Source organism: Burkholderia paludis, from assembly GCF_000732615.1.
Taxonomy (GTDB): domain Bacteria; phylum Pseudomonadota; class Gammaproteobacteria; order Burkholderiales; family Burkholderiaceae; genus Burkholderia; species Burkholderia paludis.
Map to the genome: position 1 here is coordinate 81,097 of NZ_JPGL01000024.1, position 26,441 is coordinate 107,537.

Consider the following 26,441-nt stretch of genomic DNA (forward strand, 5'->3'; position numbering starts at 1 on the left):
CTCCGGAGCGGTACGACTGAGCTCGCTCGGACGAGCGGGCGGACAATGACACGATGCGATTATCGTGATCCGGGCGGTGCTCCGATCGACCGAAAAGAGCGGGGTTTCCCCCGTACTTTCTCGGCTTTGACGCGCGGCGCGCTGCTATCCTTTTTCGCGATCCGGCATGGTGCGCGTGGTGCGGCGCCGGCGGATCGCCCGGTGGTCCGGGTCTCTTCTCTAGGTTTTGGGGGCAGCATGACTGCGAACGTCAGCGGAATCGGTTCGGTGTTGCAACAGATGCAGTCGCTGGCCGCGCAGGCGTCCGGCGGCGTCGGGAGCCCGACGGCGGCGCTGGCCGGCTCGGGTGCGGCCACGGCCAGCACGTTCGCGAGCGCGATGAAGGCGTCGCTCGACAAGATCAGCGGCGACCAGCAGCATGCGCTCGGCGAGGCGCAGGCGTTCGAGGTCGGTGCGCCGAACGTGTCGCTGAACGATGTGATGGTCGACATGCAGAAAGCCAACATCGGCTTCCAGTTCGGGCTCCAGGTCCGCAACAAGCTGGTGAGCGCTTACAACGACATCATGCAGATGTCGGTGTGACGGGGCGGCCTGTCGGGGAGGGGCCTCTAGGGGCGGCCCTCCAGAAATGGTCGCCCGGGGCGGTCGATCGCGGCCTCGGGGCTTGCCTGGCGGGGCGCGGCGGCCCGGCCTGACGCGCCCGCCGGAGGCGTCGCGCGCCTAAAGCTTTCCAAATCCCTTCCGATAACTCCGGAGAAGGTCGCGCCGTGCATTGCATGGCGGCGGCTCCCGTATAGCCATGGCATAACAAGGAGAAGCGCATGTTTTCCCCAGGACACGCTGGAGCCAGTGCATACGCGCGTGTCGGCGTCGAGACGGGGGTGATGGGCGCCTCGCCGCACCGGCTGATCGCGATGCTGTACCAGGGCGCGCGGCAGGCGGTTGCGCTGGCGCGCATGCATTTGCAGCAGGGCACCGTATCCGCGCGGGGCGAGGCGATCGGCAAGGCGATCCGGATCGTCGAGAGCGGCCTGAGGGCGTCGCTGAACCGTGACGCGGGCGGCCAGATCGCCGAGCGGCTCGATGCGCTGTATGCGTATATCGGCCGGCGCCTGCTCGAAGCGAACGCGCAGGCGAGCGACGCGATGCTGGTCGAGGTCGACGGGCTGCTCGCGACCCTCGAGGAAGCCTGGACGGGGATCGCACCGGAAGTCGCGCGAATGGCAGCACAACAGGCAGTGGAAGCATCACGATGAATCGCAAGGCCGAATACTTCGAACGTTACGAGGCGCTCGCCGCCGTGTCGGGCCGGATGCTGTGCGCCGCGCGCAGCGCCGACTGGAGCGCGTTGCCGGGGTTGCAGGCCGAATTCATGCAGCTGGTTGACGGGCTGAAGGAGGCAGATCCGGGCGTCGTGCTCGACAAATCGGATCTCGGCCGCAAGCTCGACCTGATCCGCCGCATCCTGGCCGACGACGCCGCGATCCGCGATCTCGCGAGCCCGGACGTCGCGCGGCTGTCCGCGCTGTTCGAGGCGCGGCGCTCGACCAAGGTATTGACCGATCTCTACCGCGCGCGCGGGTAGGGCCCGTGTCCAGGGGCACGGGCGCCGGGGCGCACGGGCCCGGCGCGGCATGCGCGCGATTCCCGCGGGCGGCGCCGGTGTGCCGTTTGCGGATTCGCAACGATGTGTCTGAGATGAGCAGGCTCCGATCATGACCGGTATCGACTCCGTTGCGGCCGCGCTGCTGGCGAGCCGCCTCGACAGCCTGCTGACCGGCACCGTGTCGGCGCCCGCCGGCAGCGGTACGACCGCGCAGGTCGGCACGCCCGGCGCCGGCGCGTCGTCCTCGCCTTCGACCGGCGGCCCGCCCGCCGCGCCGCCGGCTTCCACGCAGACTGCGCTGTCCGAAGTCGGGCGCGTGCTCGACGCGATCTCGCGTGCGGGCGGCGACGCGACCCCGGCGATTGCCGGGCGCGTGCCGCTGCTGGCCGACCCGACCGTGCTGCTGGCCGATCCGGCGGGGCCGGCCCAGGCGAGCGCAGCCGCTCCGGCCCCTCCGGCCGCGACGTCCACCCAGGCTTCCGCCGCGACGGCGGCTTCCCCGGCCGCGCCGCCGGTGGCGGCGCTGAGCGCGGCGCTTGCGCAGGCGGTGAGCGAGAGCGGCCTCTTCTACGAATCGCACCTCGCGCAGTGGCTGGCCGGCCAGCGCCCGCTCGCGGCGCTGATGCGCGAGCCGCAGGCGCGCCTTGCGGCCGCGCAGGCCGACCCGGACGCCGCCGCGCAATACGATTCGACCGATGTGCTCGACGAGCTGCTCGCACAGCGCTCGCCGCCGCCTGCGACCGCGCGGGCGACGGCGCAACCGGGCACGCCGCCGCCGGGCGGCGCGCCGGCTCGCGACCCGGCGCAGGCCTGGGCGGCGGGCGCCCGGCAGGGGGCGGCGTTGCCGCCCGACACGGCCGATCCGCTCGCCGAGCGCCCCGACGCGCGCTGGACGCCCGCACGGGCCGACCTGGCCGCCGCGTCGTCCGATTCGCCGGCGCAGACGTTCGCCACCGTGCATCCGGCCGCCGTCCCGCTTGTCAGGCAGCAGCTCGATGCGCTGGCAACCGACCAGTTTCGCTGGACGGGCGAGGCATGGCCCGGCGCGCGGCTCGACTGGACGATCGAGCCCGACGATTCGGGCGGCCGCGCGCCGCGCGGCGACGACGACACGGGCGACGGCATCGCATGGCGCACGCGCCTGACGCTGACGCTGCCGTCGCTCGGCACGGTGGACGCGGAACTGGTGCTGAACGGCGCGCAGCTCGTCGCGCGGCTGCGCGCGAACCAGGCGGGCGCCGACCGTCTCACGCGGCACGAAGCCGCGCTGCGGCAACGGCTCGAGGGGTCGGGGCTGCGGGTGGGCGGGCTGTCGATTCGCGCGGTCGACGATGCGCCGGACAGCTTCGACCTGTTTGCGGCCCAGGCCGCCGCCGCCGCGTATGCGCGCGGCGCGGCCGGCGAACCGGCGCAGCGTGCGCCGGATATCGACGACGAGGTGCTGCAGTGAGCATGAAGTCCCGCAAGCGCGCGGCCGCGCTCGTCTACGACCCGAAGGGCGGCGACGAGGCGCCGCGCGTGGTCGCGAAAGGGTATGGCGCACTCGCCGAGATGATTGTCGCGCGCGCGCACGACGCCGGGTTGTACGTGCATACGGCGCCGGAGATGGTGTCGCTGCTGATGCAGGTGGACCTCGACGACCGGATTCCGCCGCAGCTCTATCATGCCGTCGCGGATCTGCTTGCGTGGCTGTACGCGCTCGACCGCACCGAGCCCGCGCCGGACGACGCCGCGCCGCGTTTCCCGCTGCCGCCGCTGCGCTGAACGGCCCCTGTCGGGACGATTTCTTACGAAATTCTGTCTTTGCCTTGCGGAATCATTCTGCCGGCAACCAATGCCTATCGGCCGGCATCATGCGCGCTACGCGTGCTCTTTTCCCGCCCATCCTCGCTCGTCCGGCGTGCCGCGGCGCGCCCGTGCGGATTGAGCCGGCAGTGGATTTGTGTAATGATATCCATTCTCATTTTCATGTTTCCCGGGCGGCACGCATTCCCTGCGCGCCGCCCGTTGCTTTGAACGAATGGATACTTTCGCGTGAACGCGCCCGAAACGATCAATCCGCCCCGAGCGGGCGTCACCGTGCTGCGTCCTGCCGCACGCCCGCTGAGCGACGACGAACTGGCCGCGCGCCGCCAGCGTTCGCGCCGCGCGACCTTCATCAAGTGGCTGCGCAAAGTGCATGGCTGGGTCGGCCTGTGGGGCGCGGTGCTGGGGCTGCTGTTCGGCGTGACGGGTGTGCTGCTCAACCATCGCGCGCCGCCGCTGAAGATCTCGACCGGCGAACCCCAGGTCGAGCAGATGCAGATCGCGCTGCCCGATCCGGCGCCGAAGTCGCCCGCCGCGATGACGAAGTGGCTGCAGCAGGAACTGCACTTCGACGGCACGCCGGGCCGCCTGCGCAAGGAACCCGCGCAGGCCGTGGCGTGGGGCGACCGGAGCGTGATGCAGCCCGAGCGCTGGCAGATGGGCGTGTTCGGCCCGCACCAGAACCTGCAGGCCGAATACTGGGTCGGCAACGGCTACGTGTCGGTGAAGCGCACGGGCAACACATTCCTGACGACGCTGAACAACCTGCATCGCGGCGTCGGCATGAATCTCGGCTGGGTGCTGCTGATGGACACGATCGCGGGCTCGATGATCCTGCTGTCGCTCACCGGCGTGCTGCTGTGGACCGAGCTGAACAAGCGCCGCACGGTAGGCGTCGTGCTGGTGGTCGGATCGGTCGCAGCGGCGCTCGCCGCCGGCCTGACCTGATCCCGGCCGGCACCCGCGCCGGCCACGGGTCGTTGCCGCCGCCTGCCCGGCGCGGCAACGGTGCGGATCAAAGGCCGCAGGTCGCGCCGCTGTTCGCCGCGATCTCGCGCGCGGCCTTGGCGCCCTCGACCTGCAGGATCGTCGGCAGCGACACGTGGTTCTTCGCGGCGGTGATCTCGGCGAGGATCGAAATCGCGATTTCCGGCGGCGTCCGGCTGCCGATGTAGATGCCGGCCGGCCCGTGCAGCCGGGCCAGTTCCGCTTCGTTCAGGTCGAATTCGCGCAGCCGCTCGCGCCGCGCCGCGTTGTTGCGTCGCGAGCCGAGCGCGCCCACGTAGAACGCCGGCGTCTTCAGCGCCTCCATCAATGCGAGATCGTCGAGCTTCGGATCGTGCGTGAGCGCGATCACGGCCGAGCGGGCGTCGAGCTGCATGTCGAGCACCGTGTCGTCGGGCATCGTGTGCACGACGCGCGTGCCCGGCACGTCCCACGCGTCCGTGTATTCCTCGCGCGGATCGCACACCGTCACCTGGTAGTCGAGCCCGACCGCGATCTGGCACAGATAGCGCGACAGCTGGCCGGCGCCGATCACGAGCATCCGGTAGCGCGGCCCGTGGATCGTCACGAGCCGCTCGCCGTCGAAACCGAGCCCGTCGGCCGGCCGGGCGGGCGACAGCGACGCGCGGCCGGTCGCGAGCGTCATCGTGCGCGTGACGAGGCGGCCGGCCTCGACTTCCGCGCACAGCGCCGCGACCCCGCTGTCGCGCGTGAGCGGCTCGAGCACGAGCTGGATCGTGCCGCCGCAAGGCAGCCCGAAGCGGTGGGCTTCCTCGGCCGTCACGCCGTACTTGAGCGCTTCCGGGCGCGCATCGGCCGCGATCCCGCTCGCGTGCACGCGGGCGATCAGGTCGTCCTCGATGCACCCGCCGGACACGGAGCCGACCACCAGACCGTCCTCGCGCACCGCGAGCATCGCGCCTTCGGGGCGCGGCGACGAGCCCCACGTCTTCACGACCGTCACGAGCAGCACGCGGCGGCCTTCTTCGATCCAGCGCGCGCTGGATTTCAATACATCGAGATCGACGCTTTCCATCATCCGTTTCCTGTTGCCGGACGGCACCGCCGGTGCGGGCCGCCGTTCAATGGCGGGATTATGAACCTGCCGCGGCAAGCGTGCAGTTGCCGGGGAAGCGTGAACCGGGGAAGGGGGCGTGGCGCGGGGGAAGGAAGCGGAATGCCCGGAGCCGGGCCCGACGGCGCACCCCGTCGGTGAACCGCCGGGCGGACGGATCCGCCCGGCGGCGAGGCGTCAGAGCGAGCCCAGGTACTGCGTCAGGTGGCGGATGTCGTTGTCATACGCGCTCGGCGAACCGAGCTCGACGCCGCCGCTGCGCACGTAGTACTCGAACGGCACGGAGCGGGTGCCGAAGAACGGCAGGAAGTTGTCCGGCTGCAGCGTCGTGCCGTTCAGGCCGATCGCCCAGTTCCGCGACTTGTACAGCTCGAGCTCGCGGATCGTAGCCTGGACCTGGTTCGTTTCCGACGCGCGAATCGCGGCGATGTGCTGCGTCAGCGTCTCGATGTTCGCCTGGTAGGCGGTCGGCTCGCCGACCGAGACGCCGCGTGCGCGAACGTAGTAGCTGAACGGCAGGTTGCGCTCGGTGAAGAACGTCAGGAAACCGTCCGGCGCCAGCGTATCCCCGTTCAGTCCGATCGCCCAGTTCTTGCTTTGATAATCCCTGAGCCCCGCGATCGTCTGGTTGGCCGCGTTGATTTCGACCTTCGCCGTGACGTTGACCAATGTATTGCTCATGAAAGACCTCTCTGGTTCTTGTTGAACTTCGGACAGGTGCAGCGACATGCCTCCGGACGGAGGCAATTCAATACCGGCGGCCGGATTGCTCGGCCCGGTCGCATTAAATTAAAAGCCTGCTGAAATTCCGATTACGAATAATCGATGAATATCTGGTTTGCGAAAAATGAATTCAATGAAATCGATTGCAGCGGACTACGCTTCCGATGTGCTGTGTGGCCCGTCTGGCATGGCTCGGGCGGGATGCTGCCGAACGACCTGAATACTAGTTTGGCGAATGCGGGAGTTCAATGCCGGTTGCGCGATTATTTTCTGCTATTCATATTCAAATTAACCTGATTAGATTTTCTGTCGATTAAATTGGCGATTCGGGCCGAATATATCGGCATTCGAAAAACAGGCGATCGGAAATGGAATTGCCGCGCGTATCGTTGCGGGACGCGCAACGTGGCGGCAGGCAGGCGGGGGAAGGCGGAGAGGGGGCGGGGCCGGATACCGGCCCCGCGGGTGCGCACCGTGCCGCGCGCGGCACGGCGCGGCGTTCAGTGCGCGTCGTGGTGACCGTGCGCGAGCTTCGAATGGTGCCGCGAGTACAGGAAGTAGATCACGAGGCCGATCACGAGCCAGATGCCGAACGCGGCCCACGTGACGGGCTGCAGGTTCAGCATCAGGAACAGGCACGACGCGACCGCGAGGATCGGCACCACGGGCACGCCGGGGCAGCGGAACGCGCGCGGCAGATCGGGGTGCGTGCGGCGCAGCACGAGCACGGCGATCGACACCATCGAGAAGGCCGCGAGCGTGCCGATGTTGATCAGCTCGGCGAGCACGTTGAGCGGCACGAGCGCGGCGATCAGCCCGAAGAACAGGCCGACGAGCCAGGTCGTGAGGAACGGCGTCGCGTAGCGCGGGTGCACGCGCGACAGCGTCGCCGGCAGCAGCCCGTCGCGCGACATCGCGAAGATCACGCGCGTCTGGCCGTAGCTCATCACGAGGATCACGGTCAGCATGCCGAGCACGGCGCCGAGATCGATGAAGCCCGCGACCCAGTTCTCGCCGGCGGCTTGCAGCGCGTACGAGATCGGGTGCGAGATGTTCGCGTACCGGGCCGACGGCACGATGCCGGTCGCGACCGCGGCGACCGTCACGTACAACACCGCACACACGGCGAGCGACGCGATGATGCCGATCGGCAGGTCGCGTTTCGGATTCTTCACCTCCTCGGCCGCCGACGACACGGCGTCGAAGCCGATGAACGCGAAGAACATCACGGCCGCCGCGCCGAACACGCCGTTCCAGCCGTGCGGCATGAACGGCTTCCAGTTCGCGGGCGTCACGTGGAACACGCCGACCGCGATGACGAGCAGCACCACCGACACCTTGATGAACACCATGATGTTGTTGATGCGGGTCGATTCGCGGATGCCGATCGACAGCAGCGTCGTGATCACGAGCATCACGAGGAACGCAGGCAGGTTGAACCAGGTGACGACGCCCGGCACCGCGCCGGGCGCGGCCGTCAGCACGGTGGGCAACGACAGCCCGAAGCCCTGCAGCAGCGACTGCAGGTAGCCCGACCAGCCGACCGACACGGCCGACGACGCGAGGCCGTATTCGAGCATCAGGTCCCAGCCGATGATCCACGCGACGAGCTCGCCGAGCGTGGCGTACGAATACGTGTAGATGGAGCCGGCGACGGGGATCGTCGACGCGAACTCGGCGTACGACAGCGCCGCGAGGCCGCACGCGATCGCGGCGATCACGAACGACAGCATCAGCGCCGGGCCGGCCTGCACGGCGCCGGTGCCGGTCAGCACGAAGATGCCGGTGCCGATGATGGCGCCGATGCCGAGGAAGGTGAGGTCGATCGCGCCGAGCGCTTTCTTGAGCCCGGCGGCATGCGCGCCGGCGATCATGCGATCGACGTTTTTCTTGCGGAAGAGAGACATTGCGGATGAATTGCAGGCGCGCGCGGGCGCGGAAGCGCTGACTGAGTGAAAACCGATAATTTTAGCCGATTTGACGCGCAAGACCCGCTGCAGCGCAGCGGTTCGTCACGAAATCGTCCGATAAAACAAGCGCTTGCGCGCGCGCCGGGCGGCACGCGGCGGCAGCGCGGCATGTGCCGCGCCGCCGGGCCGGGCAAGTCGGCGAACCGGCCGGACGTACGAATCAGGCGCCGGCCGTGGGCGCCATGTCGACGAGCCGGTTGCTCATCACGTAGAAGGTGAGTTCCGCGTTGTTCGACAGCCGCATCTTCTCGAGCAGCCGCGACCGGTACACGCTCACCGTCTTCACGGACAGCGACAGCGTGTTCGCGATGTCGGTGAGCCGCTTGCCCGACGCGAGCATGCAGAGCGTCTGGTATTCGCGATCGGACAGCTTCTCGTGCGGCAGCGGCTCGTTCTCGAACGACACGTATTCGGCGAGCGCCTCGGCCATCGCGGGGCTCACGTACTTGCGGCCGGCCGCGACCTGCTGGATCGCGCCGATCATCTGCGCGGCGTTGACCGTCTTCGACAGGTAGCCGGCGGCGCCGGCCTTCAGCGCGCGAACCGCGTACTGATCCTCGCGGTACATCGAGAACATCAGCACCGGCGTGCGCGGCAGCTTGCGCTTGAGGCGCTTGAGCACCTCGATGCCGTTGGTGTCGGGCAGCGAGATGTCGAGCAGGATCACGTCGAATTCCTGTTTGTCGACGACGGCCATCGCGTCGCCGCCGTTCTCGGCCTCGGTGACGTCGCGCGCGACGCCGCGGTCGATCAGCAACTGGCGGATCCCTTGCCGGACGATCGCGTGATCGTCCACGAGCAGGATGTTCAGGCTCATGACGACCTCACGAAAGCGATGCGCGGCGGGCCGCGACCGGCACCGCGAGCAGCGAATCCCACGCGAAGCGTGCGGTGATGCGCGTGCCGCGGCCGGCTTCCGGGGTGCTCGCGTCGAAGCTGCCGCCGAACGCCTCGCAGCGGGCACGCATGCCCGCAAGGCCGTAGCCGGTGCGGCGGCTTCGCGAGAAACCGGTACCATCGTCGGAGACGATCAATGACAGGTGGGTGCCGTCGGTCGCGATCCGCACGTCGACCGACGCGGCGCGCGCGTGCTTCGCGACGTTCGACAACGCTTCCTGCGCGACGCGTAACACCGCGAGCGCGCTGGCGCCGGCAATCTGCGTCAGGCGTGCGTCGGCCGCGCAGACAAAGCTCGTGCGCAGGCCGGTGCGCGTCGCGTGGCTGTCGACCCACGACGACAGCGCGCCGACGACGCCCGCGTCGAGTGCGGGCGTATCGCGTTCGTCGATCAGCCGGCGGTTCGCGTCGGTTGCGGCGTCGAGCGCCTGCTGCGCCAGCTCCAGCGCACGCAGGCAGCCGTCCGGCGCATCGGCCGGCAGCCACGTTTGAACGTTTGCGAGCGCGAAACGAGCAGCGGTGAGTTCGGCGCCGAGTCCGTCATGCAGCTCGCCGGCCAGATGGCGGCGCGCTGCTTCGTCGGCGGCAAGCAATTGGGCGGACAGCGCTGCGATCCGCGCGGCGGAGGCGTCGCGTGCGGACGCGACGTCGGCAATGGGCGGAGTGGCGGCGCAGCCTTGTACGCGCTGCTGCGATGGGAACGGGGCGTGAGCGCCCCGGGGTGCGCTAAGCGACGTATCCATGACTCTCCCTGCTGTCAGAAAGCGGTTCAGACACCGGCTGGCTGCGTGGATCGGCTGCCGTTTCGATGACGGTCGCCGCCAGAGAATCGCCCCCTGCCGAGGTAACAAAAGTTACGTCTTGTAACACTTGCATCCGACCCTTCCACTCTCATCCAAACGTCAACCACGCGCGGCGAATAATATCTCAAAATTTCTGAAAAGGTCATGTCGGGCGGACATTTAAGGGTAAATGTGAGTGATTGGCGCGAACGTGTTGTAGGAAAAACACTGACGCGCAAGCGCCGGACGCTGACGTATCAAAATGTAACTATTTGAGATGCGATGGTCCCAGCTTGTTACTAATTCGCCAAGCCCGGATGAAAAAAAACCGGAGCTTTCACTCCGGTTCTTGATGTGGCACAAATTTAGGGGCGGATCAGTCGACGAATGCGCGTTCGATCACGTAGTGGCCCGGTGCGCTGTTCTTGCCTTCGACGAGGCCGGCCTGCTTCAGCAGGTCGGTCGTGTCCTTCAGCATCGCGGTGCTGCCGCACAGCATCACGCGGTCGTTTTCCGGCGAGAACGGCGGGACGTCGAGATCGGTGAACAGCTTGCCCGTCGCGATCAGGTCGGTGATCCGGCCTTCGTTGTCGAACGCTTCGCGCGTGACCGTCGGGTAGTAGACGAGCTTTTCCTTGATGATGTCGCCGAGGTACTCGTGGCCCGGCAGGTCGTGCTTGATGTAGTCCATGTACGCGAGCTCGCCCTTCAGGCGGCACGTGTGCGTCAGGACCACCTTGTCGAAGCGTTCGTAGATGTCCGGATCGCGGATGATCGACATGAACGGCGCGAGGCCCGTGCCCGTCGACAGCATCCACAGCGTCTTGCCCGGCAGCAGGTTGTCGGCGACCAGCGTGCCCGTCGGCTTCTTGCCGATCAGCACCGTGTCGCCCACCTTCAGGTGCTGCAGGCGCGACGTCAGCGGGCCGTCCTGCACCTTGATGCTGAAGAATTCGAGATGCTCTTCGTAGTTCGGGCTGACGATCGAATAGGCGCGCGCGAGCGGCTTGCCGTCGACCTCGAGGCCGACCATCGTGAATTCGCCGTTGTTGAAGCGCAGGCCCGCCTCGCGGGTGCAGGTGAAGCTGAACAGCGTGTCGGTCCAGTGATGGACGGATTGAACGGTGGCGGTGTCGTATTTGCTCATGGCTTTGAAAACGGACGCGCGTAGCGAACGCGAGTAACGGGCCCCAAAACGGGCAAAAACCGAGTGCGACGGCCCGATCGCGGATCGGCCGGCCGGCGCGCCTGACACGCGCCTTCTCGATGACAGACGATTGAGGAATTCATTATTTTACCCTGTTGGCACCGATCGCGGGCTTGACCACCGAGGCTGCGCGGATTTGGCGCAACGCATTCTTTCAATTGTCTTTCATCGATCGGCCGCGAGTTTTGCGCCGAGGCCGACGAGCGCCACGCCGCACAGCGCGTCGAGCGGACGCCGCACGCGCCGGTAGCCGCGCTGCGCGCGCGGGCTGGCGAACAGGTACGCGACGCACGAATACCAGCCCGCCGACAGCACGCCGATCGTCACCAGCACCGCGCCGTTGAACCACAGCGGCACGTGCGCGGGCAGCATCGCCGCGAACACGCTGGTCCAGAACGCGCACGATTTCGGGTTCGTGAGGCAGGTGAACAGGCCGCTGCGATAGGCGCGCAGGTAGTCGCGCGCGTGCGGCGCAGCCAGCGGCGCGGGTTCGTCGGGCGCGCCGGCCGGCGCCGCGTCGCGGCGCACGCCCGCGCGCAGCAGCTTGATGCCGAAATACACGAGATACAGCGCGCCGCCGATCCGGATCGCCTCGTACAGCCATTCGACCTGGTGCAGCACGGCCGCTAGACCGAGCATCGCGAGCGTCGCCCATGCCAGCGACGCGGTGCCGACGCCGAGCGCCGACGCGGCGCCGAGGCTGCGCCGGCCCGCGAGCGACAATTGCGAGATCATGAAGAAATTCGGGCCGGGCGTAATCGCGGCGACGAGATAGACGACGGCGATTTGCAACAGGATCGGCAGGTAGGTCATGGCGGCGCGGGCGGAATGGGCGAGCCCCGAATGGTAGCGCGCCGCGCGACCGGAGCGCGGCGTTACGGCGGATCGAGGCGCAGGCGCGCGATGTACGGCAGGTGATCCGACAGCCACGCGGCCTCGCCGGACGGCGCGCGCCATTCGAGCGGCGTCAGCCCGCGCACGAACATCTTGTCGAGCGCGAGCGCCGGCGAGAACGCGGGGAACGTGCGGCCCGATTCGCCGAGCAGCGTCGCGACCTCGGAGAGTCCGATCTCGCCGAACAGCGCGACCGAATCGTTGCGCCAGTCGTTGAAATCGCCGGCGAGCATCAGCGGGCCGTCGCCCGCGTTGCGCACGATCCAGTGCGCGATCCAGTGCATCTGGCGCAGCCGCGCGGCCCGCGTGAGCGCGAGGTGCGCGCACAGCAGCGTGACGGGACGCGCGCCGGCGAGCGTCGCGCGCGCGACCAGCAGCCCGCGCCGCTCGAAGCGGTGCGCGGAGATGTCCCAGCGGCCGCCGAGGTCGAGCGGATGCGGCGACAGGATCGCATTGCCGTGCCGCCACGACGGCTTGAACACGTTCGGCCCGAGGGCGATCTGCCAGTCGAGCGCATGCGCGATCTCGGTGGCCTGGCAATGCCACACGTCGTCGACCGCATCGTCCATCGGCGCGCCGAAGCGCGGCGCGAGCACGGGGCGCGGCATGCGGCGCGCCATCGCTTCCTGCAGGAAATACACGTCGGCGTGCGTCGACTGCATCCAGTTGCGCATCGCGTTCCACGCGGTGAAGCCGAGCGGCGAGCGGCCCTTGTGCAGGTTCCAGCTCACCGCGGTGATTTCGTCGGGCGCGGCGTGCGGTTCGGCGAACGGCAGGGACAGGGCGTCGGCGGACATGACGTTCAATCCTGCGCGACGCGCGCACGCACGCGGTACACGAGATGCGGGCGCTGCTCGACGAGCGTCCAGTCCGTCCATGCGTCGCCGCCGACCGTCAAGCCGGGGTGGCTCGCGACGATTTGCCGCGGCGAGGCCGGCACGCACGGATCGCTGCGCGTCGCGCTTTCGTCGTCGAGCGTTTCCTGCACGTCGAGCGCGAGCGAGACCGTATTCGCGCCGGCGTCGACCGCGAGCGGCGCGACCGTCACCGCGCGCGAGCGCTCGGTCGGCACGACGCGGGCGGCGTTGCCGCAACCGACCGGCACGGCGGACGGATAGCGATGGGTATCGGTGCGGGTCTGGCCGACGGTGGTGTGCTGCTGGAACGTGTCGATCGTCTGGCCGTCGCGCACCACCTGGATCTCCCATGCGACGGAGGCCGGCGCGGGGCTCTGCGCATGGGCGGCGAGCGCGATGCTCGCGAGCAGGACGGCCAGGCCGTGTTTCAGCATGAAACGTCTCCGGAAATGCGCAATAGCGGGGAACGAACGTACATCTTACGCCCGATCGATTTCGATCGCGATGCGGCGGGGCGCGCCGCGCCGGCTTTGCCGCGCGATGCACGCATGTTGAAAAGGTAGGGCCGCGTCATGCGTTTTCAAGCGAAGAAGCGGGCGAACTCGGCGACCGGCGCGCGCTCGGTGACGAGACGGTTCTCGATCGCGGCGGGGTCCGCATGGCCGAGCGACATGCCGCAGACGAGCTGTTCGTTGGCGGGAATGCCGAGGTGTTCGGCGACGATCCGGTGAAACGGCACGAATGCCGCCTGCGGGCACGTGTCGAGCCCGCGTGCGCGGGCGGCCGTCATCACGCCCTGCAGGAACATGCCGCAATCGAGCCATGCGCCGTGGGTCATGATGCGCTCGAGCGTGAAGAACAGCGCGACGGGGGCGTCGAAGAAACGGAAGTTGCGCGCGTGCTGCGCGTGCATGCGGGCTTTCTCGTCGCGGGCGATGTTCAACAGGCCGTACAGGTCCCAGCCGACCTTGCGGCGCCGCTCGAGATACGGCGACACCCATTCGCGCGGGTAGTAGTCGTACTCGGCGACGTATTTCTCGTCGCGCGCGGGATCGTCGTGAGCGGCGGTGAGCGCGGCGGCGAGCGCATCGCGCGTGGCGCCCGTCGCGACGTACACGCGCCACGGCTGGATGTTGGTGCCCGACGGCGCGCGGCTGGCGGCTTCGAGGATCGCCTCGAGCGTGTCGCGCGCCACCGGCGTGGGCAGGAACGCGCGGATCGCGCGGCGCGACGTGAGCGCGGTGTCGACGGCGTCGATCGCATCGGCGTCGATGCGCGGGGAAGCGGCGGGAACGGACATCGGCATACCTTCGGAGCGGGCGCGACCCGCCGCGCGGTCGTGGCCGGCGAAGCCGGCGCGGCGGGCGGGTCAACCGACGATCATACGCCGTGCCGCGCCGGCGTGCAGCGCGCTCCGGTGTTAGCAGCAGACGCGCGCGGCTGCTCGCTTGCGCGGCGATGCGGGCCCGCTACACTGAAATCGTAAGGGTCTGATGGTTGTGCGACGGCAAGCGGCAGCGAGGTTGGTATGACGACGGCGATGGTGAAACAGGAACTGGCGGTGGCGTCCTTCAGCACGGTGTACGACCTCGAACAGGTCGAGACGGCGTTGAGCGACCTGAACGAGAGTGCGAGCGACGCACTGCGCGCCACCTACGAGAAGATGCTCAAGACGGGCAATCTGCGCTTCTGCGTGAAGCCGAACCGGATGCCGTCGTTCGACGCGCTCGGCGACGCATTGCCCAATTTCACGGAGCCGCTCGATGACGTGCGCAAGCAGGTCGCGCTGTGTCTCGAAACGGACGACCGGCTCGAACTGATGCCGATCCTGCTGCTCGGGCCGCCCGGCATCGGCAAGACGCATTTCGCGAAGGCGCTCGCGCAACTGCTCGGCACCGCGTACCACTACGTGCCGATGAGTTCGCTGACGGCCGGCTGGATCCTGTCGGGCGCTTCGTCGCAATGGAAGAACGCGAAGCCCGGCAAGGTATTCGACGCGCTCGTGAACGGCAGCTATGCGAACCCGGTGATCGCGGTCGACGAGATCGACAAGGCCGGCAGCGATGCGCAATACGATCCGCTCGGCGCGCTGTATGCGTTGCTCGAGCACGACACCGCGCGGGCCTTCGTCGACGAATTCGCGGAAGTGCCGATCGATGCGGGCAACGTGATCTGGATCGCGACCGCGAACGACGCGCAGGCGATTCCGGAACCGCTGCTCAACCGGATGAACGTGTACGAGATCGCGCCGCCCGATGCGGCCGGCGCGCGCCGGATCGCGCAGACGATCTACGACGAGATCCGCACGTCGCACGCGTGGGGGCGGCGCTTCCCCGACACGCTCGGCGACGATGCGCTCGACGTGCTGGCCGCGACGCCGCCGCGCACGATGCGCCGCGCGCTGCTGCACGCATTCGGCGCCGCGCGGCTCGACGGCCGCGACGCGATCGGGCCGCGCGACATCCGCGCCGACGAGGGCGCCGCGAAGCGCCGGCCGATCGGCTTCTGACCGGGCGGCGCGCGCGGCGGCGGGCTGCGCGCGCCGCGCCGTGCGCGGTATCGTTGCGCCGCACGCGCATCCGCTCGGCAAGCGGGTGAACCGGGACGTACAATTCTTATCTCTCCCCTCGACGCGCTAGCGGCGCGAAACGTCATGGAGCAGATGGATTGTGTCGTGATCGGCGCGGGCGTCGTCGGTCTGGCGATTGCACGCGAACTGGCCGCGCGCGGACGCGAAACGATCGTACTCGAGGCGGCCGATGCGATCGGCACGGGCACGAGTTCGCGCAACAGCGAAGTGATTCATGCCGGCCTCTACTATCCGCGCGGGTCGTTGAAGGCGCTGTCGTGCGTGCACGGGCGCGACCTGCTGTACGAGTTCTGCGAAACGCATCACGTGCCGCACCGGCGCGCGGGCAAGCTGCTCGTCGCGACGAGCGCCGCGCAGGTGAAACATCTGAAGGCGATCGCCGCGCGCGCGACCGAAAACGGCGTGCTCGACCTGCTGCCGCTCACGCGCGCCGAGGCGCAGACCCTCGAGCCCGCGCTCGAATGCGTGGAAGCGCTGTTCTCGCCGTCCACCGGCATCGTCGACAGCCACCAGCTGATGCTCGCGCTGCTCGGCGACGCGGAGCGCGACGGCGCCGTGTGCGCGCTGAAATCCCCGGTCGAATCGATCGACGTGCTGCGCGGCGGCCGCTTCGTCGTGCGGACGGGCGGCGACGCACCGGCCGAGATCGAGGCCGCGTGCGTGATCAACAGCGCGGGCCTCGGCGCGCAGGCGCTGGCGCGTCGCACGCGCGGCCTCGATCCGCGCTGGGTGCCGCCGCTCTACCTGGCGCGCGGCAACTACTTCAGCCTGTCGGGCCGCGCGCCGTTTTCGCACCTGATCTACCCGATGCCCGACCGCTCGGGGCTCGGCGTGCACCTGACGCTCGATCTCGCGGGGCAGGCGCGCTTCGGCCCGGATGTCGAGTGGTGCGACGCGCTGCGCTACGAAGTCGATCCGGCGCGCGCGGCCGCGTTCTACACATCGATCCGCACGTTCTGGCCGGAGCTGCCCGACGATGCGCTGCAGCCCGCGTACGCGGGCATCCGGCCGAAGGTCGCGGGGCCCGGCGAGCCGCCGGCCGACTTCATCGTGCAGGGCGTCGCGCAGCATGGCGTGCGCGGGCTCGTGAACCTGTTCGGCATCGAGTCGCCGGGGCTCACCGCGTCGCTCGCGCTCGCGCAGCGGGTAGGCGAGATGACCGCCTACCGGTGATGCGCCGCGGTGATGCGCGGCCGCGCGTGACGGCCGTGTGAAATTCCTTATCTCCGGCATTTCGGGGCGCACAGTCATTCGCATGAGCGTTATGCTGTCGAACGGCTGTCGCCAGAACAGCTTTCAAACCGATAACGTTGGAGCGAGTCCCCCATGAAAACATCCCGTCGGAGTTTCCTGATTACGAGCGTCGGTGTCGTGTCCGCGCTGGCGCTGTCGCGCGAGGCGCTGGCCGATGCGCCGCTGCTGTCGGAATCCGATCCGACCGCGGCGGCGCTCGGCTACAAGGCCGACGCCACGAAGGTCGACAAGACGAAGTATCCGAAATACGCGGCGGGCCAGGATTGCGCGGCCTGCATGCTGTACCAGGGCAAGAAGGGCTCGACCTCGGGCCCGTGCGGCGCCTTCCCCGGCAAGCAGGTGTCGGCGAAGGGCTGGTGCAGCGCCTTCTCGAAGATGGGTTGAGGCCCGTGCGGCATCGTGCGATGCCGCATCGTGGCGGAAACCGCGAAACGCTCGCCGTCGAAAGACGGCGGGCGTTTTTTATTGCTTGAAAACGGTTCCGCCGCTTTCTACACTCGCTGCAAACCGGCGCGCCGCGGGCACCCCGCGCGGCGCGTCGCCCGACACGGCGAACCGACGAGGACGAGGCACGCATGGCGACGATTGCGAACTCAACGAAAACGATCCGTCCCGAGCGTGCGCTGAACCGGCGCGCGGTGGCGGCCGCCGTGATCGGCAATGCACTCGAGTGGTACGACTTCACGGTGTTCGGCCTCATGACGGTCGTGATCGCCGAGCTGTTCTTCCCGACCTCCAGCGAATACTCGTCGCTGCTGCTGACCACCGCGACCTTCGGCGTCGCGTTCCTGATGCGCCCGATCGGCGGCATCGTGTTCGGGCTGTATGCGGATCGCGCCGGCCGCAAGGCCGCCCTGTCGCTCGTGATCTTGCTGATGACGGCCGGCATCTTCCTGCTCGCGGTCGCGCCGACCTATGCGGCGGTCGGCATCGGCGGCCCGCTCCTGATCGTGCTCGGCCGGCTGCTGCAGGGCTTCTCCGCGGGCGGCGAATTCGGCAGCGCGACGGCGCTGCTGATCGAGGCCGCGCCGTTCTCGAAACGCGGCTTCTACGGCAGTTGGCAGATGGCGAGCCAGGCGGCCGCGCTGCTGATCGGCGCGCTCGTCGGCGCGGCCGTCACGCGCGGGCTGTCGCACGAAGCGCTGCACAGCTGGGGCTGGCGCGTGCCGTTCATCCTCGGGCTCGTGATCGGCCCGATCGGTTTCTACATCCGCCGCCATCTCGCCGATTCCGAGGCGTTCCTGCATGCGCGGCAGAACGCGCGCCGCGCGACGCTCGGCGACGTGTTCACGCGCCACCCGCGCGAGGTGCTGTGCGGGCTCGGCTCGGTGATCGCGCTGACGGTGACGATCTACGTGCTGATCAGCTATCTGCCGACCTTCGCGGTCAAGCAGCTGAAGCTGCCGTATGCGGAATCGTTCTACGCGGTGATCATCGGCAACCTGCTGCTGACGGTGCTGTCGCCGGTCACGGGCGCCTGGTCGGACCGCATCGGCCGCAAGGGGCTGTCGCTGTGGTCGCTGGCGCTGACGCTCGTGCTGATCTATCCGCTGTTCGCGTGGCTCGACGCCGGGCCGAGCATCGCGCGGCTGATCGCGGTGCAGGCGGTGCTGTCGGTGACGCTCGCGGGTTATTTCGGGCCGTTCGGCGCGATGATCGCCGAGCTGTTCCCGGCCAACGTGCGCTCGACCGGGCTGTCGATCGCGTACAACGTCGCGGTGATGCTGTTCGGCGGCTTCGGGCAGTTCATCGTCACGTGGCTGATCAAGGTCACGGGGACGCCGCTCGCGCCAACCTACTACGTGATGGCGGGGCTCGCGCTGTCGATCGTCGCGGTTGCATGCGTGCCGGCGCGCAGCGCCGATCTGGACGCGCCGGCGTGACGCCGCACCAGTGCAAAACGGTCATCGGATAGTTTCGTAAAACGCAATGATGTCTGGCCGAATCCGCTAAAACGGCGCGCCGAACCGCCGTGTTCGCGCCCGATTTGTTTACTCGTCGAACGAAACTTGCGCAGAATGAACGGAATTGTCGCTCGCGCGCGTTTTTTCGCATTTTTTACCCACACCAAACATCGGCAAAAACCCGTGCGGGTGCATCTGGAAGAGTTTTTTCTCCGGCTTGTTGCCACATCGTTAGCTCAAGTAATATCCGCGTACGCCGGCCCCTGGCGGGCCGGTTCCGATCTGGAGACCTGGAGGAAACATGGAATACAACCGTCTGTTGCACACCCTGCGTGTTACCGCCATTGCAGGCGTGGCAGCGGCATCGCTCGGCGTCGCGGGCTCTGCATTCGCACAGATTCCGAACAAAACGCTCGTCTACTGCTCAGAAGGCAGCCCGGCGGGTTTCGATTCCGCGCAATTCACGACCGGCGTGGACTTCACTGCCGCCACGTTCACGGTCTATAACCGCCTCGTCGAATTCGAGCGCGGCGGCACGAAGGTCGAGCCGGGCCTCGCGGAGAAGTGGGACGTATCGTCCGACGGCAAGGTGTACACGTTCCACCTGCGCCACGGCGTGAAGTTCCATACGACCGACTTCTTCAAGCCGACGCGTGAATTCAACGCGGACGACGTGCTGTTCACGTTCCAGCGCATGCTCGACCCGAACCAGGCGTTCCGCAAGGCGTACCCGGTGTCGTTCCCGTACTTCACCGACATGGGCCTCGACAAGCTGATCACGAAGATCGATAAGGTCGATCCGTACACCGTGACGTTCACGCTGGCCGAGCCGAATGCGCCGTTCATCCAGAACATGGCGATGGAATTCGCGTCGATCCTGTCGGCCGAATACGGCGACCAGCTGATGAAGGCCGGCCGCGCCGCCGACATCAACCAGAAGCCGATCGGCACGGGCCCGTTCATCTTCCGCAGCTACACGAAGGACGCGACGATCCGGTTCGACGGCAATCCTGATTACTGGAAGAAGGGCGAAGTGAAGATCTCGAAGCTGATCTTCTCGATCACGCCCGATCCGGGCGTGCGCGTGCAGAAGATCAAGCGCAACGAATGCCAGGTGATGAGCTATCCGCGTCCGGCCGACATCGCCACGCTGAAGGCCGATCCGGGCGTCGACATGCCGTCGCAGGCGGGCTTCAACCTCGGCTATCTCGCGTACAACGTCGAGCACAAGCCGGTCGACAAGCTCGAGGTGCGCCAGGCGCTCGACATGGCGATCAACAAGAAGGCGATCCTCGAATCCGTCTACCAGGGCGCCGGCCAGGCCGCGACCGCGCCGATGCCGCCGACCCAATGGTCGTACGACAAGAACCTGAAGATGGCCGCGTACGACACCGCGAAGGCGAAGGCGCTGCTCGCGAAGGCCGGCTTCCCGAACGGCTTCGACATCACGCTGTGGGCGATGCCGGTGCAGCGCGCGTACAACCCGAACGGCCGCCTGATGGCCGAGATGATCCAGGCCGACTGGGCGAAGATCGGCGTGAAGGCGAAGATCGTCACGTACGAGTGGGGCGAGTACATCAAGCGCGCGCATGCGGGCGAGCAGGACACGATGCTGATCGGCTGGACGGGCGACAACGGCGACCCGGACAACTGGCTCGGCACGCTGCTCGGCTGCGAGGCGATCAAGGGCAACAACTTCTCGCACTGGTGCTACAAGCCGTTCGACGAGCTGGTCCAGAAGGGCCGCACGACGACGGGCCAGGACGCGCGCACGAAGCTCTACACGCAGGCCCAGCAGATCTTCGCGCAGCAGCTGCCGTTCTCGCCGATCGCGAACTCGACGGTCTACCAGCCGGTGCGCAAGAACGTGGTCGACATGCGCATCGAGCCGCTTGGCTATGCGCGCTTCGACGGTGTCGGCGTGAAGTAATACGACCGGCGTAAGCTGTCTACGAAGACCGAGACCGGCTAACTCATCCGGCGGCGGGCGGCCACGAGCTTCCCGTCGCCGGTCGCACATTTCCCACAAGAAAATACGAGACGCATCATGTTCACATTCGTGTTGCGCCGCGTGGGCATGGTGATCCCGACCTTCATCGGCATCACCATCCTGGCGTTTGCGCTGATTCACCTGATACCGGGCGACCCCATCGAAGTGATGATGGGCGAGCGCGGCGTCGATCCCGCGATGCACGCGGAGGCGATGAAACGCCTCGGGCTCGACCAGCCGCTGCCGGTGCAGTACCTCCACTACATCGGCCGCGCGCTGCACGGCGACCTCGGCACGTCGATCATCACCAACACGAGCGTCGCGGGCGAGTTCTTCGCGCGCTTCCCGGCGACCGTCGAACTGTCGCTGTGCGCGCTGGTGTTCGCGCTCGCGCTCGGCCTGCCGGCCGGCGTGATCGCCGCGCTGCGGCGCGGCTCGATCGTCGACCACGGCGTGATGGGCACCGCGCTGACCGGCTACTCGATGCCGATCTTCTGGTGGGGGCTGATCCTCATCATGGTGTTTTCGTCATACCTCGGCTGGACGCCCGTGTCGGGGCGCATCGCGGTCGAATACGACTTCCCGCATCCGACGGGCTTCATGCTGATCGACGCGCTGCTCGCGCCTGACGAAGGCTCGTTCAAGTCGGCGGTCAGCCACCTGATCCTGCCCGCGATCGTGCTCGGCACGATCCCGCTCGCGGTGATCGCGCGGATGACGCGCTCGTCGATGCTCGAAGTGCTGCGCGAGGACTACATCCGCACGGCCCGCGCGAAGGGGCTGTCGCCCGCGCGCGTGGTCGTCGTGCATGCGCTGCGCAACGCGCTGATCCCGGTCGTCACCGTGATCGGCCTGCAGATCGGCACGCTGCTCGCGGGCGCGGTGCTGACCGAGACGCTCTTTTCGTGGCCCGGGGTCGGCAAGTGGCTGATCGATGCGATCGGCCGTCGCGACTATCCGGTCGTGCAGGGCGGCATCCTGCTGATCGCGACGCTCGTGATCGTCGTGAACCTGGTCGTCGACCTGCTGTACGGCGTGCTGAATCCGCGCATCCGCCACACGAGGTAATCCCATGAGCAATCTGCAAAACACCCTGCCGACCGAATCCGCGCCGGCCGGCGGCCGTACGCTCGCGCTGCGCGAGTTCTGGGCCAACTTCTCGCGCAACCGCGGCGCCGTCGGCGCCGGCATCGTCGTGCTCGTGCTGATCCTGGTCGCGCTGCTCGCGCCGCTGCTCGCGCCGCACAGCCCGGTCGAGCAATACCGCGACTACGTGAAAATCCCGCCCGCCTGGCTCGACGGCGGCAACTGGAAATTCGTCCTCGGCACCGACGAAGCAGGCCGCGACATCCTCTCGCGCCTGATGTTCGGCGCGCGGATGTCGTTCTGGATCGGCTTCGTGTCGGTCGTGCTCGCGCTGATCCCCGGCATCGTGCTCGGGCTCGTCGCCGCGTTCTTCCAGAAGTGGGCCGACACGCCCGTGATGCGCATCATGGACGTGCTGCTCGCGCTGCCGTCGCTGCTGCTCGCGGTCGCGGTCGTCGCGATCATCGGCCCGGGCCTCACCAACACGATGTTCGCGATCGCGATCGTCGCGCTGCCGGCCTATGTGCGTCTCACGCGCGCATCGGCGCTCGGCGAGCTGCAGAAGGAGTACGTGACGGCGTCGCGCGTGGCCGGCGCCGGCACGCTGCGCCTGATGTTCTCGCAGGTGCTGCCCAACTGCACGGCGCCGCTGATCGTGCAGGCGACGCTCGGCTTCTCGTCGGCGATCCTCGACGCGGCCGCGCTCGGCTTCCTCGGCCTCGGCGTGCAGCCGCCGACCGCCGAGTGGGGCGCGATGCTCGCGTCCGCGCGCGACTACATCGACAACGCGTGGTGGATCGTGACGATGCCGGGCCTGTCGATCCTGATTTCGGTGCTCGCGATCAACCTGCTCGGCGACGGGCTGCGTGACGCGCTCGATCCCAAACTGAAACGGATGGCCTGACATGAGCGACAATCTTCTGACCATCCGCAATCTCGCGGTGAACTTCAACGGCCTGCCCGCCGTCGACCGGATCAACCTGTCGATCGCGCCGGGCGAGGTGGTGGGCGTCGTCGGCGAATCGGGCTCGGGCAAGAGCGTGACGATGATGGCGCTGATGGGCCTGATCGACGCGCCGGGCAAGGTGACGGCCGACGAGGTGACGTTCAACGGCGTCGACCTGCTGAAGGCGTCGCCGAAGGCGCGCCGCAAGATCGTCGGCAAGGACATCGCGATGGTGTTCCAGGACGCGCTGACGAGCCTGAACCCGAGCTACACGGTCGGCTACCAGATCAAGGAAGTGCTGAAGCTGCACGAAGGGCTGCGCGGCGACGCGCTGCACCGGCGCGCGCTCGAGCTGCTCGACCAGGTCGGCATTCCCGACGCGAAGAACCGCATCGCGTCGTTCCCGCACCAGATGTCGGGCGGGATGAACCAGCGCGTGATGATCGCGATGGCGGTCGCGTGCAATCCGAAGCTGCTGATCGCCGACGAGCCGACCACCGCGCTCGACGTGACGATCCAGGCGCAGATCATGGATCTGCTCGTGAAGCTGCAGAAGGAGCGCGGGATGGCGCTCGTCCTGATCTCGCACGATCTGGCCGTGGTGTCGGAGGTCGCGCAGCGCGTGGCGGTGATGTACGCGGGCGAGGTGATCGAGACCAACCGCGTGCCCGAGATCTTCCGCGCGCCGCATCATCCGTACACCGAAGCGCTGCTGGCCGCGATTCCCGAGCACAATAAGGGGGCGCGTCGCCTTGCCGCATTGCCGGGCATGGTGCCGGGCCGCGATGATCGCCCGTCCGGGTGCCTGTTCGCGCCGCGCTGCAAGTACGTCGGCGACGATTGCCGCAAGGCGCGGCCGGCGCTCGACACGCTGGTGGCCGGCAACGACGCGATGCGCGCACGCTGCATCAAGCCGCTCAATGTTTCCAACCTCGACCTGACGGGAGGCGCACGATGAACGCAGTCAATCAAACGCCTCGCGTACCGCACGACGAGGAAGCCGTGCTGGTGGCCGACGGCCTCGCGAAGCACTATTCGGTCAAGCGCGGGATGTTCGGGCAGGGCACCGTGAAGGCGCTGAACGGCGTGTCGTTTTCGCTGAAGCGCGGCAAGACGCTCGCCGTCGTCGGCGAGTCGGGCTGCGGGAAGTCGACGCTCGCGCGCCAGCTCACGATGATCGAGACGCCCACGTCGGGCAGCCTGACGATCGACGGCAAGAACGTGGCCGGCGCGAGCCGCGATACGGTTGCCGACCTGCGCCGCCGCGTGCAGATGGTGTTCCAGAACCCGTTCGCGTCGCTGAACCCGCGCAAGACCGTCGAGCAGACGCTCGGCGAGCCGCTCGAGATCAACGCGACCCTGACGGCCGCCGAGCGCGCGCAGCGCATCGCGCAGATCATGCGCACGGTCGGCCTGCGGCCGGAGCACGCGAAGCGCTATCCGCACATGTTCTCGGGCGGGCAGCGCCAGCGGGTCGCGATCGCGCGCGCGATGATCCTCGATCCGCGCATCGTCGTCGCCGACGAGCCGGTGTCCGCGCTCGACGTGTCGATCCAGGCGCAGATCCTGAACCTGTTCATGGATCTGCAGGAGCAGTTCAAGACGAGCTACGTGTTCATCTCGCACAACCTGTCGGTGGTCGAGCACGTCGCGGACGACGTGATGGTGATGTACTTCGGCAGCGTCGCCGAGCTGGGCGACAAGGCGACGATCTACGCGCGGCCGCGCCATCCGTACACGCGTGCGCTGATGTCGGCGACGCCGGCGATCTTCGAGGAAGACCGCCGCGCGCAGATCAAGCTGCAGGGCGAGCTGCCGTCGCCGCTCAATCCGCCGTCGGGCTGCGCGTTTCACCAGCGCTGCCCGTATGCGGTCGAGCGCTGCCGTGCGGAGGAGCCGCAACTGCGCGAGGTAGACGGCCGGCAGGTGGCCTGCCATCGCGCCGAGGAGGTAGGGGAGGCGAATGCCTGAAGCGTTGGCGGCGCGCGTGTCCGGCGTGCGCCGTGCTGGAACCGGCAGCGCGCGCGTGATGCGCGCGTACCGCTACGCGCGGCGCTGGAGCGTGCGTACCGTCACGGGCGCGGCGCTGGCCGGCGCGTGCGTGGCGGTTGCCGGCCTGGTGGTTCCCGTGGAGGTCGCACGTGCCGAAGGGCGCGCGCCGGCCACCGCACCGATTCATCCGTCGCAGGTCCCGCCGCCCGGCATGAGCCTGCCGGGCTTTCATGCACCTGCCGTGTCGAACGGCACGGTGGCGAGCGGTTCGGTGCGCATGCAGCCCGCGCGCATGCCGTTCTATGTCGCGACCAAGGGCAAGGTCACGCTCTACGTGCTCGGCACGCTGCATACGGGCGACCCGTCCGATTATCCGAGCGCGCAGCCGTTCCGGCCGCGCATCCTTGCGGCGCTCGCGGCGTCGCCGACGCTTGCGCTCGAACTGTCGCCCGACGACCTGCTCGAATCGCAGGATGACGTGTCGAAGTACGGCGTGTGCCGCTATCCGTGCCTGCAGCGCCTGCTGCCCGAGCCGCTGTGGCAGCGGCTCGCGGCGCGCCTGCGCGGCAACCCGGCCGCGCTCGCCGAGATCCGCAAGATGCGGCCCTGGCTCGCGGCGCTCGTCGTCGAGACCTACGATTCGCTGTCGGCCGGCCTGCAGACCGAATACGGCACCGAGGCGCAACTGCAGAACGTGTTCCTGAAGAAGAAGGGCGGCCGCGTGATCGGGCTCGAGACGCTCGCCGAACAGATGCGCGCGTTCACCGGGCTCACGCTGGCCGAGCAGCGCGAGATGCTCGCGCAGGACATGGTGCAGACGCCCGCACAAAACGCCGACGACATCAAGGCGCTGCATCGGCTGTGGCGAATTGGCGACGCCGACGCGATCTCGGCGTGGGCCGTCGCGAAGGGCGAACGCCTCGCGCGTTCCCCGGTGTTGTCGGCGTCGATCGACAACAAGATCGTGTACGAGCGCAACCGGCGCTTCGTTGCACGAATGACGGCAATCGCCGCGCCGAACCGGCCGCTGTTCGTCGCGATCGGCGCGCTGCACCTGGGCGGCCCGCGCGGGGTGCTCGAATTGTTGCGCCAGCAAGGATACCGGGTCGACGCGAACTGATCGCGCAAGGCGCCGCACGCTGATCGTCCCCTGTTTGATCGACGGTGCGCGCACGTCGCGCGGCGCCCGTACGGCGATGGAATTCGATAAGGAAAACCCTTGAATCGTCGGAAAATCGCGTTTAAAACGATTGACATCCCGATCCGCCAATAACTATTCTTCACCCCACAAGTTGAAAAAATGAAAAGAATAGATAAGTTCTACGGGGTAGCAGAAATAAGCGCGGGGTTAGCGTCGCCGGCACGTGAAGCGCGTGCCGGCCGCGGAGTGTCTGCATGCACGGCGGGGCCAATCATCGTCGAACAACACATGCATGCGGGCCGACTTGCAGATAAGCAACGTTCCGTCGTCTGACCGGGGAAGGTAGTGATCGGGCGGCGGCGGACGTTTTTTAATCCGGAAGATTTTTCCGGTCACCGTCGAAAGACGGTTTCGGGGGGCGAATCGACAGACGGCAAAGCCGCGGCGATTGCGCCAACGGAAAAGCGCCACGAGGGCGCTTTTTTCTTTTGTGCCGCCGATGCGTGTCGTTCGCGATCGCTTGCGTCGCGATGTCCCGGGTATCTCCACCTCGCTGGCCAGGCACGCCGGCACGAATCGTTCGCAGCCTGCGGGCGTCTTTGGCGGAATCGGACCGGCGCGGCGTGCCGTGTCTGCACCGCGCCGCCCGGGGGCGGCGCAATGGACGGCATACGATGGTTTCGAGGTGCTCGCGATGGCACCGTCTACGTCTTGCC

At 67.9% G+C, this 26,441-nt stretch carries 26 protein-coding genes; 16 read left to right on the forward strand and 10 right to left on the reverse strand.

Annotated features, from left to right (window positions below):
• Positions 1–237 precede the first annotated feature (237 nt).
• From fliE to GQ56_RS0116570, 6 genes are all read left to right on the forward strand, one after another.
• Complete coding sequence (gene fliE, locus GQ56_RS0116545) at positions 238–582, forward strand: flagellar hook-basal body complex protein FliE (protein ID WP_031399707.1); 345 nt, start codon at positions 238–240, stop codon at positions 580–582.
• 239 nt (positions 583–821) lie between these two features.
• Positions 822–1,256, forward strand: a complete 435-nt coding sequence (gene fliS / locus GQ56_RS0116550; RefSeq protein WP_031399708.1) for a flagellar export chaperone FliS — start codon at positions 822–824, stop codon at positions 1,254–1,256.
• The gene (locus GQ56_RS0116555) at positions 1,253–1,585 is read left to right on the forward strand and encodes a flagellar protein FliT (protein ID WP_031399709.1); all 333 of its coding nucleotides are present in this window, start codon (positions 1,253–1,255) and stop codon (positions 1,583–1,585) included. Before fliS ends, GQ56_RS0116555 begins: the two co-directional genes overlap by 4 nt.
• Before the next feature lie 130 nt (positions 1,586–1,715).
• Positions 1,716–3,056 (forward strand): flagellar hook-length control protein FliK, encoded by a 1,341-nt coding sequence (gene fliK, locus GQ56_RS0116560; protein WP_031399710.1) that lies wholly within the window; start codon positions 1,716–1,718, stop codon positions 3,054–3,056.
• Entirely contained in the window at positions 3,053–3,370 is a 318-nt protein-coding gene (locus GQ56_RS0116565; RefSeq protein WP_031399711.1) for an EscU/YscU/HrcU family type III secretion system export apparatus switch protein, read from the forward strand. The genes fliK and GQ56_RS0116565 overlap by 4 nt, the downstream gene beginning before the upstream one ends.
• A 270-nt stretch (positions 3,371–3,640) precedes the next feature.
• On the forward strand, positions 3,641–4,360 hold the full coding sequence (locus tag GQ56_RS0116570) for a PepSY-associated TM helix domain-containing protein (protein WP_031399712.1): 720 nt from the start codon (positions 3,641–3,643) through the stop codon (positions 4,358–4,360).
• A gap of 67 nt (positions 4,361–4,427) precedes the next feature.
• On the opposite strand, the gene GQ56_RS0116575 is transcribed toward GQ56_RS0116570, so the two are convergent.
• The 10 genes from GQ56_RS0116575 to GQ56_RS0116620 all read right to left on the reverse strand — a co-directional run bounded on the left by GQ56_RS0116575 (position 4,428) and on the right by GQ56_RS0116620 (position 14,122).
• Positions 4,428–5,453, reverse strand: coding sequence for an XdhC family protein (locus tag GQ56_RS0116575; protein WP_031399713.1), 1,026 nt, complete (start codon positions 5,451–5,453; stop codon positions 4,428–4,430).
• 216 nt (positions 5,454–5,669) lie between these two features.
• A complete protein-coding gene (locus GQ56_RS0116580; protein ID WP_031399714.1) occupies positions 5,670–6,173 on the reverse strand; it encodes a hypothetical protein in 504 nt (167 codons plus the stop codon).
• 542 nt (positions 6,174–6,715) lie between these two features.
• A complete protein-coding gene (locus GQ56_RS0116585; protein WP_031399715.1) occupies positions 6,716–8,122 on the reverse strand; it encodes an amino acid permease in 1,407 nt (468 codons plus the stop codon).
• Positions 8,123–8,345: 223 nt separating this feature from the next.
• Positions 8,346–9,002, reverse strand: coding sequence for a response regulator transcription factor RqpR (gene rqpR, locus GQ56_RS0116590; protein WP_031399716.1), 657 nt, complete (start codon positions 9,000–9,002; stop codon positions 8,346–8,348).
• Positions 9,003–9,009: 7 nt separating this feature from the next.
• Positions 9,010–9,825, reverse strand: a complete 816-nt coding sequence (gene rqpS, locus GQ56_RS0116595; RefSeq protein ID WP_031399717.1) for a quorum system sensor histidine kinase RqpS — start codon at positions 9,823–9,825, stop codon at positions 9,010–9,012.
• 415 nt (positions 9,826–10,240) lie between these two features.
• Positions 10,241–11,011, reverse strand: a complete 771-nt coding sequence (locus tag GQ56_RS0116600) for a ferredoxin--NADP reductase (RefSeq protein ID WP_031399718.1) — start codon at positions 11,009–11,011, stop codon at positions 10,241–10,243.
• A 225-nt stretch (positions 11,012–11,236) separates the two neighbouring features.
• Positions 11,237–11,884 carry a LysE family translocator gene (locus GQ56_RS0116605; RefSeq protein ID WP_031399719.1) on the reverse strand — a complete coding sequence of 216 codons (648 nt, stop codon included), beginning with the start codon at positions 11,882–11,884 and terminating at the stop codon, positions 11,237–11,239.
• Positions 11,885–11,946: 62 nt separating this feature from the next.
• Positions 11,947–12,762, reverse strand: a complete 816-nt coding sequence (locus GQ56_RS0116610) for an endonuclease/exonuclease/phosphatase family protein (RefSeq protein WP_031399720.1) — start codon at positions 12,760–12,762, stop codon at positions 11,947–11,949.
• A gap of 5 nt (positions 12,763–12,767) precedes the next feature.
• Positions 12,768–13,256 (reverse strand): hypothetical protein, encoded by a 489-nt coding sequence (locus GQ56_RS0116615; protein ID WP_031399721.1) that lies wholly within the window; start codon positions 13,254–13,256, stop codon positions 12,768–12,770.
• Between the two features lie 146 nt (positions 13,257–13,402).
• A complete protein-coding gene (locus tag GQ56_RS0116620; RefSeq protein WP_031399722.1) occupies positions 13,403–14,122 on the reverse strand; it encodes a nitroreductase in 720 nt (239 codons plus the stop codon).
• Between the two features lie 228 nt (positions 14,123–14,350).
• Between GQ56_RS0116620 and GQ56_RS0116625 the strand changes: the two genes are divergently transcribed.
• The 10 genes from GQ56_RS0116625 to GQ56_RS0116670 all read left to right on the forward strand — a co-directional run bounded on the left by GQ56_RS0116625 (position 14,351) and on the right by GQ56_RS0116670 (position 25,704).
• Complete coding sequence (locus tag GQ56_RS0116625) at positions 14,351–15,331, forward strand: AAA family ATPase (RefSeq protein WP_031399723.1); 981 nt, start codon at positions 14,351–14,353, stop codon at positions 15,329–15,331.
• Between the two features lie 144 nt (positions 15,332–15,475).
• A complete protein-coding gene (locus GQ56_RS0116630) occupies positions 15,476–16,585 on the forward strand; it encodes an NAD(P)/FAD-dependent oxidoreductase (RefSeq protein WP_031399724.1) in 1,110 nt (369 codons plus the stop codon).
• 153 nt (positions 16,586–16,738) lie between these two features.
• On the forward strand, positions 16,739–17,050 hold the full coding sequence (locus GQ56_RS0116635) for a high-potential iron-sulfur protein (protein ID WP_031399725.1): 312 nt from the start codon (positions 16,739–16,741) through the stop codon (positions 17,048–17,050).
• A gap of 191 nt (positions 17,051–17,241) precedes the next feature.
• Entirely contained in the window at positions 17,242–18,549 is a 1,308-nt protein-coding gene (locus GQ56_RS0116640; RefSeq protein ID WP_031399726.1) for an MFS transporter, read from the forward strand.
• A 322-nt stretch (positions 18,550–18,871) separates the two neighbouring features.
• Entirely contained in the window at positions 18,872–20,500 is a 1,629-nt protein-coding gene (locus tag GQ56_RS0116645) for an ABC transporter substrate-binding protein (protein ID WP_031399727.1), read from the forward strand.
• Between the two features lie 117 nt (positions 20,501–20,617).
• Positions 20,618–21,628 (forward strand): ABC transporter permease subunit, encoded by a 1,011-nt coding sequence (locus GQ56_RS0116650; RefSeq protein WP_031399728.1) that lies wholly within the window; start codon positions 20,618–20,620, stop codon positions 21,626–21,628.
• A 4-nt stretch (positions 21,629–21,632) separates the two neighbouring features.
• A complete protein-coding gene (locus GQ56_RS0116655; protein WP_031399729.1) occupies positions 21,633–22,550 on the forward strand; it encodes an ABC transporter permease subunit in 918 nt (305 codons plus the stop codon).
• A 1-nt stretch (position 22,551) separates the two neighbouring features.
• A complete protein-coding gene (locus GQ56_RS0116660; protein ID WP_031399730.1) occupies positions 22,552–23,550 on the forward strand; it encodes an ABC transporter ATP-binding protein in 999 nt (332 codons plus the stop codon).
• A complete protein-coding gene (locus GQ56_RS0116665; protein WP_031399731.1) occupies positions 23,547–24,563 on the forward strand; it encodes a peptide ABC transporter ATP-binding protein in 1,017 nt (338 codons plus the stop codon). The genes GQ56_RS0116660 and GQ56_RS0116665 overlap by 4 nt, the downstream gene beginning before the upstream one ends.
• Positions 24,556–25,704 carry a TraB/GumN family protein gene (locus tag GQ56_RS0116670; protein WP_031399732.1) on the forward strand — a complete coding sequence of 383 codons (1,149 nt, stop codon included), beginning with the start codon at positions 24,556–24,558 and terminating at the stop codon, positions 25,702–25,704. Before GQ56_RS0116665 ends, GQ56_RS0116670 begins: the two co-directional genes overlap by 8 nt.
• Positions 25,705–26,441: the final 737 nt, after the last annotated feature.

Coding starts and splice junctions, on each gene's coding strand:
- fliE (WP_031399707.1), top strand. CDS start 238: ATGACTGCGAACGTCAGCGGAATCGGTTCGGTGTTGCAACAGATGCAG.
- fliS (WP_031399708.1), top strand. CDS start 822: ATGTTTTCCCCAGGACACGCTGGAGCCAGTGCATACGCGCGTGTCGGC.
- GQ56_RS0116555 (WP_031399709.1), top strand. CDS start 1,253: ATGAATCGCAAGGCCGAATACTTCGAACGTTACGAGGCGCTCGCCGCC.
- fliK (WP_031399710.1), top strand. CDS start 1,716: ATGACCGGTATCGACTCCGTTGCGGCCGCGCTGCTGGCGAGCCGCCTC.
- GQ56_RS0116575 (WP_031399713.1), bottom strand. CDS start 5,453: ATGGAAAGCGTCGATCTCGATGTATTGAAATCCAGCGCGCGCTGGATC.
- GQ56_RS0116580 (WP_031399714.1), bottom strand. CDS start 6,173: ATGAGCAATACATTGGTCAACGTCACGGCGAAGGTCGAAATCAACGCG.
- GQ56_RS0116585 (WP_031399715.1), bottom strand. CDS start 8,122: ATGTCTCTCTTCCGCAAGAAAAACGTCGATCGCATGATCGCCGGCGCG.
- rqpR (WP_031399716.1), bottom strand. CDS start 9,002: ATGAGCCTGAACATCCTGCTCGTGGACGATCACGCGATCGTCCGGCAA.
- rqpS (WP_031399717.1), bottom strand. CDS start 9,825: ATGGATACGTCGCTTAGCGCACCCCGGGGCGCTCACGCCCCGTTCCCA.
- GQ56_RS0116600 (WP_031399718.1), bottom strand. CDS start 11,011: ATGAGCAAATACGACACCGCCACCGTTCAATCCGTCCATCACTGGACC.
- GQ56_RS0116605 (WP_031399719.1), bottom strand. CDS start 11,884: ATGACCTACCTGCCGATCCTGTTGCAAATCGCCGTCGTCTATCTCGTC.
- GQ56_RS0116610 (WP_031399720.1), bottom strand. CDS start 12,762: ATGTCCGCCGACGCCCTGTCCCTGCCGTTCGCCGAACCGCACGCCGCG.
- GQ56_RS0116615 (WP_031399721.1), bottom strand. CDS start 13,256: ATGCTGAAACACGGCCTGGCCGTCCTGCTCGCGAGCATCGCGCTCGCC.
- GQ56_RS0116620 (WP_031399722.1), bottom strand. CDS start 14,122: ATGTCCGTTCCCGCCGCTTCCCCGCGCATCGACGCCGATGCGATCGAC.
- GQ56_RS0116625 (WP_031399723.1), top strand. CDS start 14,351: ATGACGACGGCGATGGTGAAACAGGAACTGGCGGTGGCGTCCTTCAGC.
- GQ56_RS0116630 (WP_031399724.1), top strand. CDS start 15,476: ATGGAGCAGATGGATTGTGTCGTGATCGGCGCGGGCGTCGTCGGTCTG.
- GQ56_RS0116635 (WP_031399725.1), top strand. CDS start 16,739: ATGAAAACATCCCGTCGGAGTTTCCTGATTACGAGCGTCGGTGTCGTG.
- GQ56_RS0116640 (WP_031399726.1), top strand. CDS start 17,242: ATGGCGACGATTGCGAACTCAACGAAAACGATCCGTCCCGAGCGTGCG.
- GQ56_RS0116645 (WP_031399727.1), top strand. CDS start 18,872: ATGGAATACAACCGTCTGTTGCACACCCTGCGTGTTACCGCCATTGCA.
- GQ56_RS0116650 (WP_031399728.1), top strand. CDS start 20,618: ATGTTCACATTCGTGTTGCGCCGCGTGGGCATGGTGATCCCGACCTTC.
- GQ56_RS0116655 (WP_031399729.1), top strand. CDS start 21,633: ATGAGCAATCTGCAAAACACCCTGCCGACCGAATCCGCGCCGGCCGGC.
- GQ56_RS0116660 (WP_031399730.1), top strand. CDS start 22,552: ATGAGCGACAATCTTCTGACCATCCGCAATCTCGCGGTGAACTTCAAC.
- GQ56_RS0116665 (WP_031399731.1), top strand. CDS start 23,547: ATGAACGCAGTCAATCAAACGCCTCGCGTACCGCACGACGAGGAAGCC.
- GQ56_RS0116670 (WP_031399732.1), top strand. CDS start 24,556: ATGCCTGAAGCGTTGGCGGCGCGCGTGTCCGGCGTGCGCCGTGCTGGA.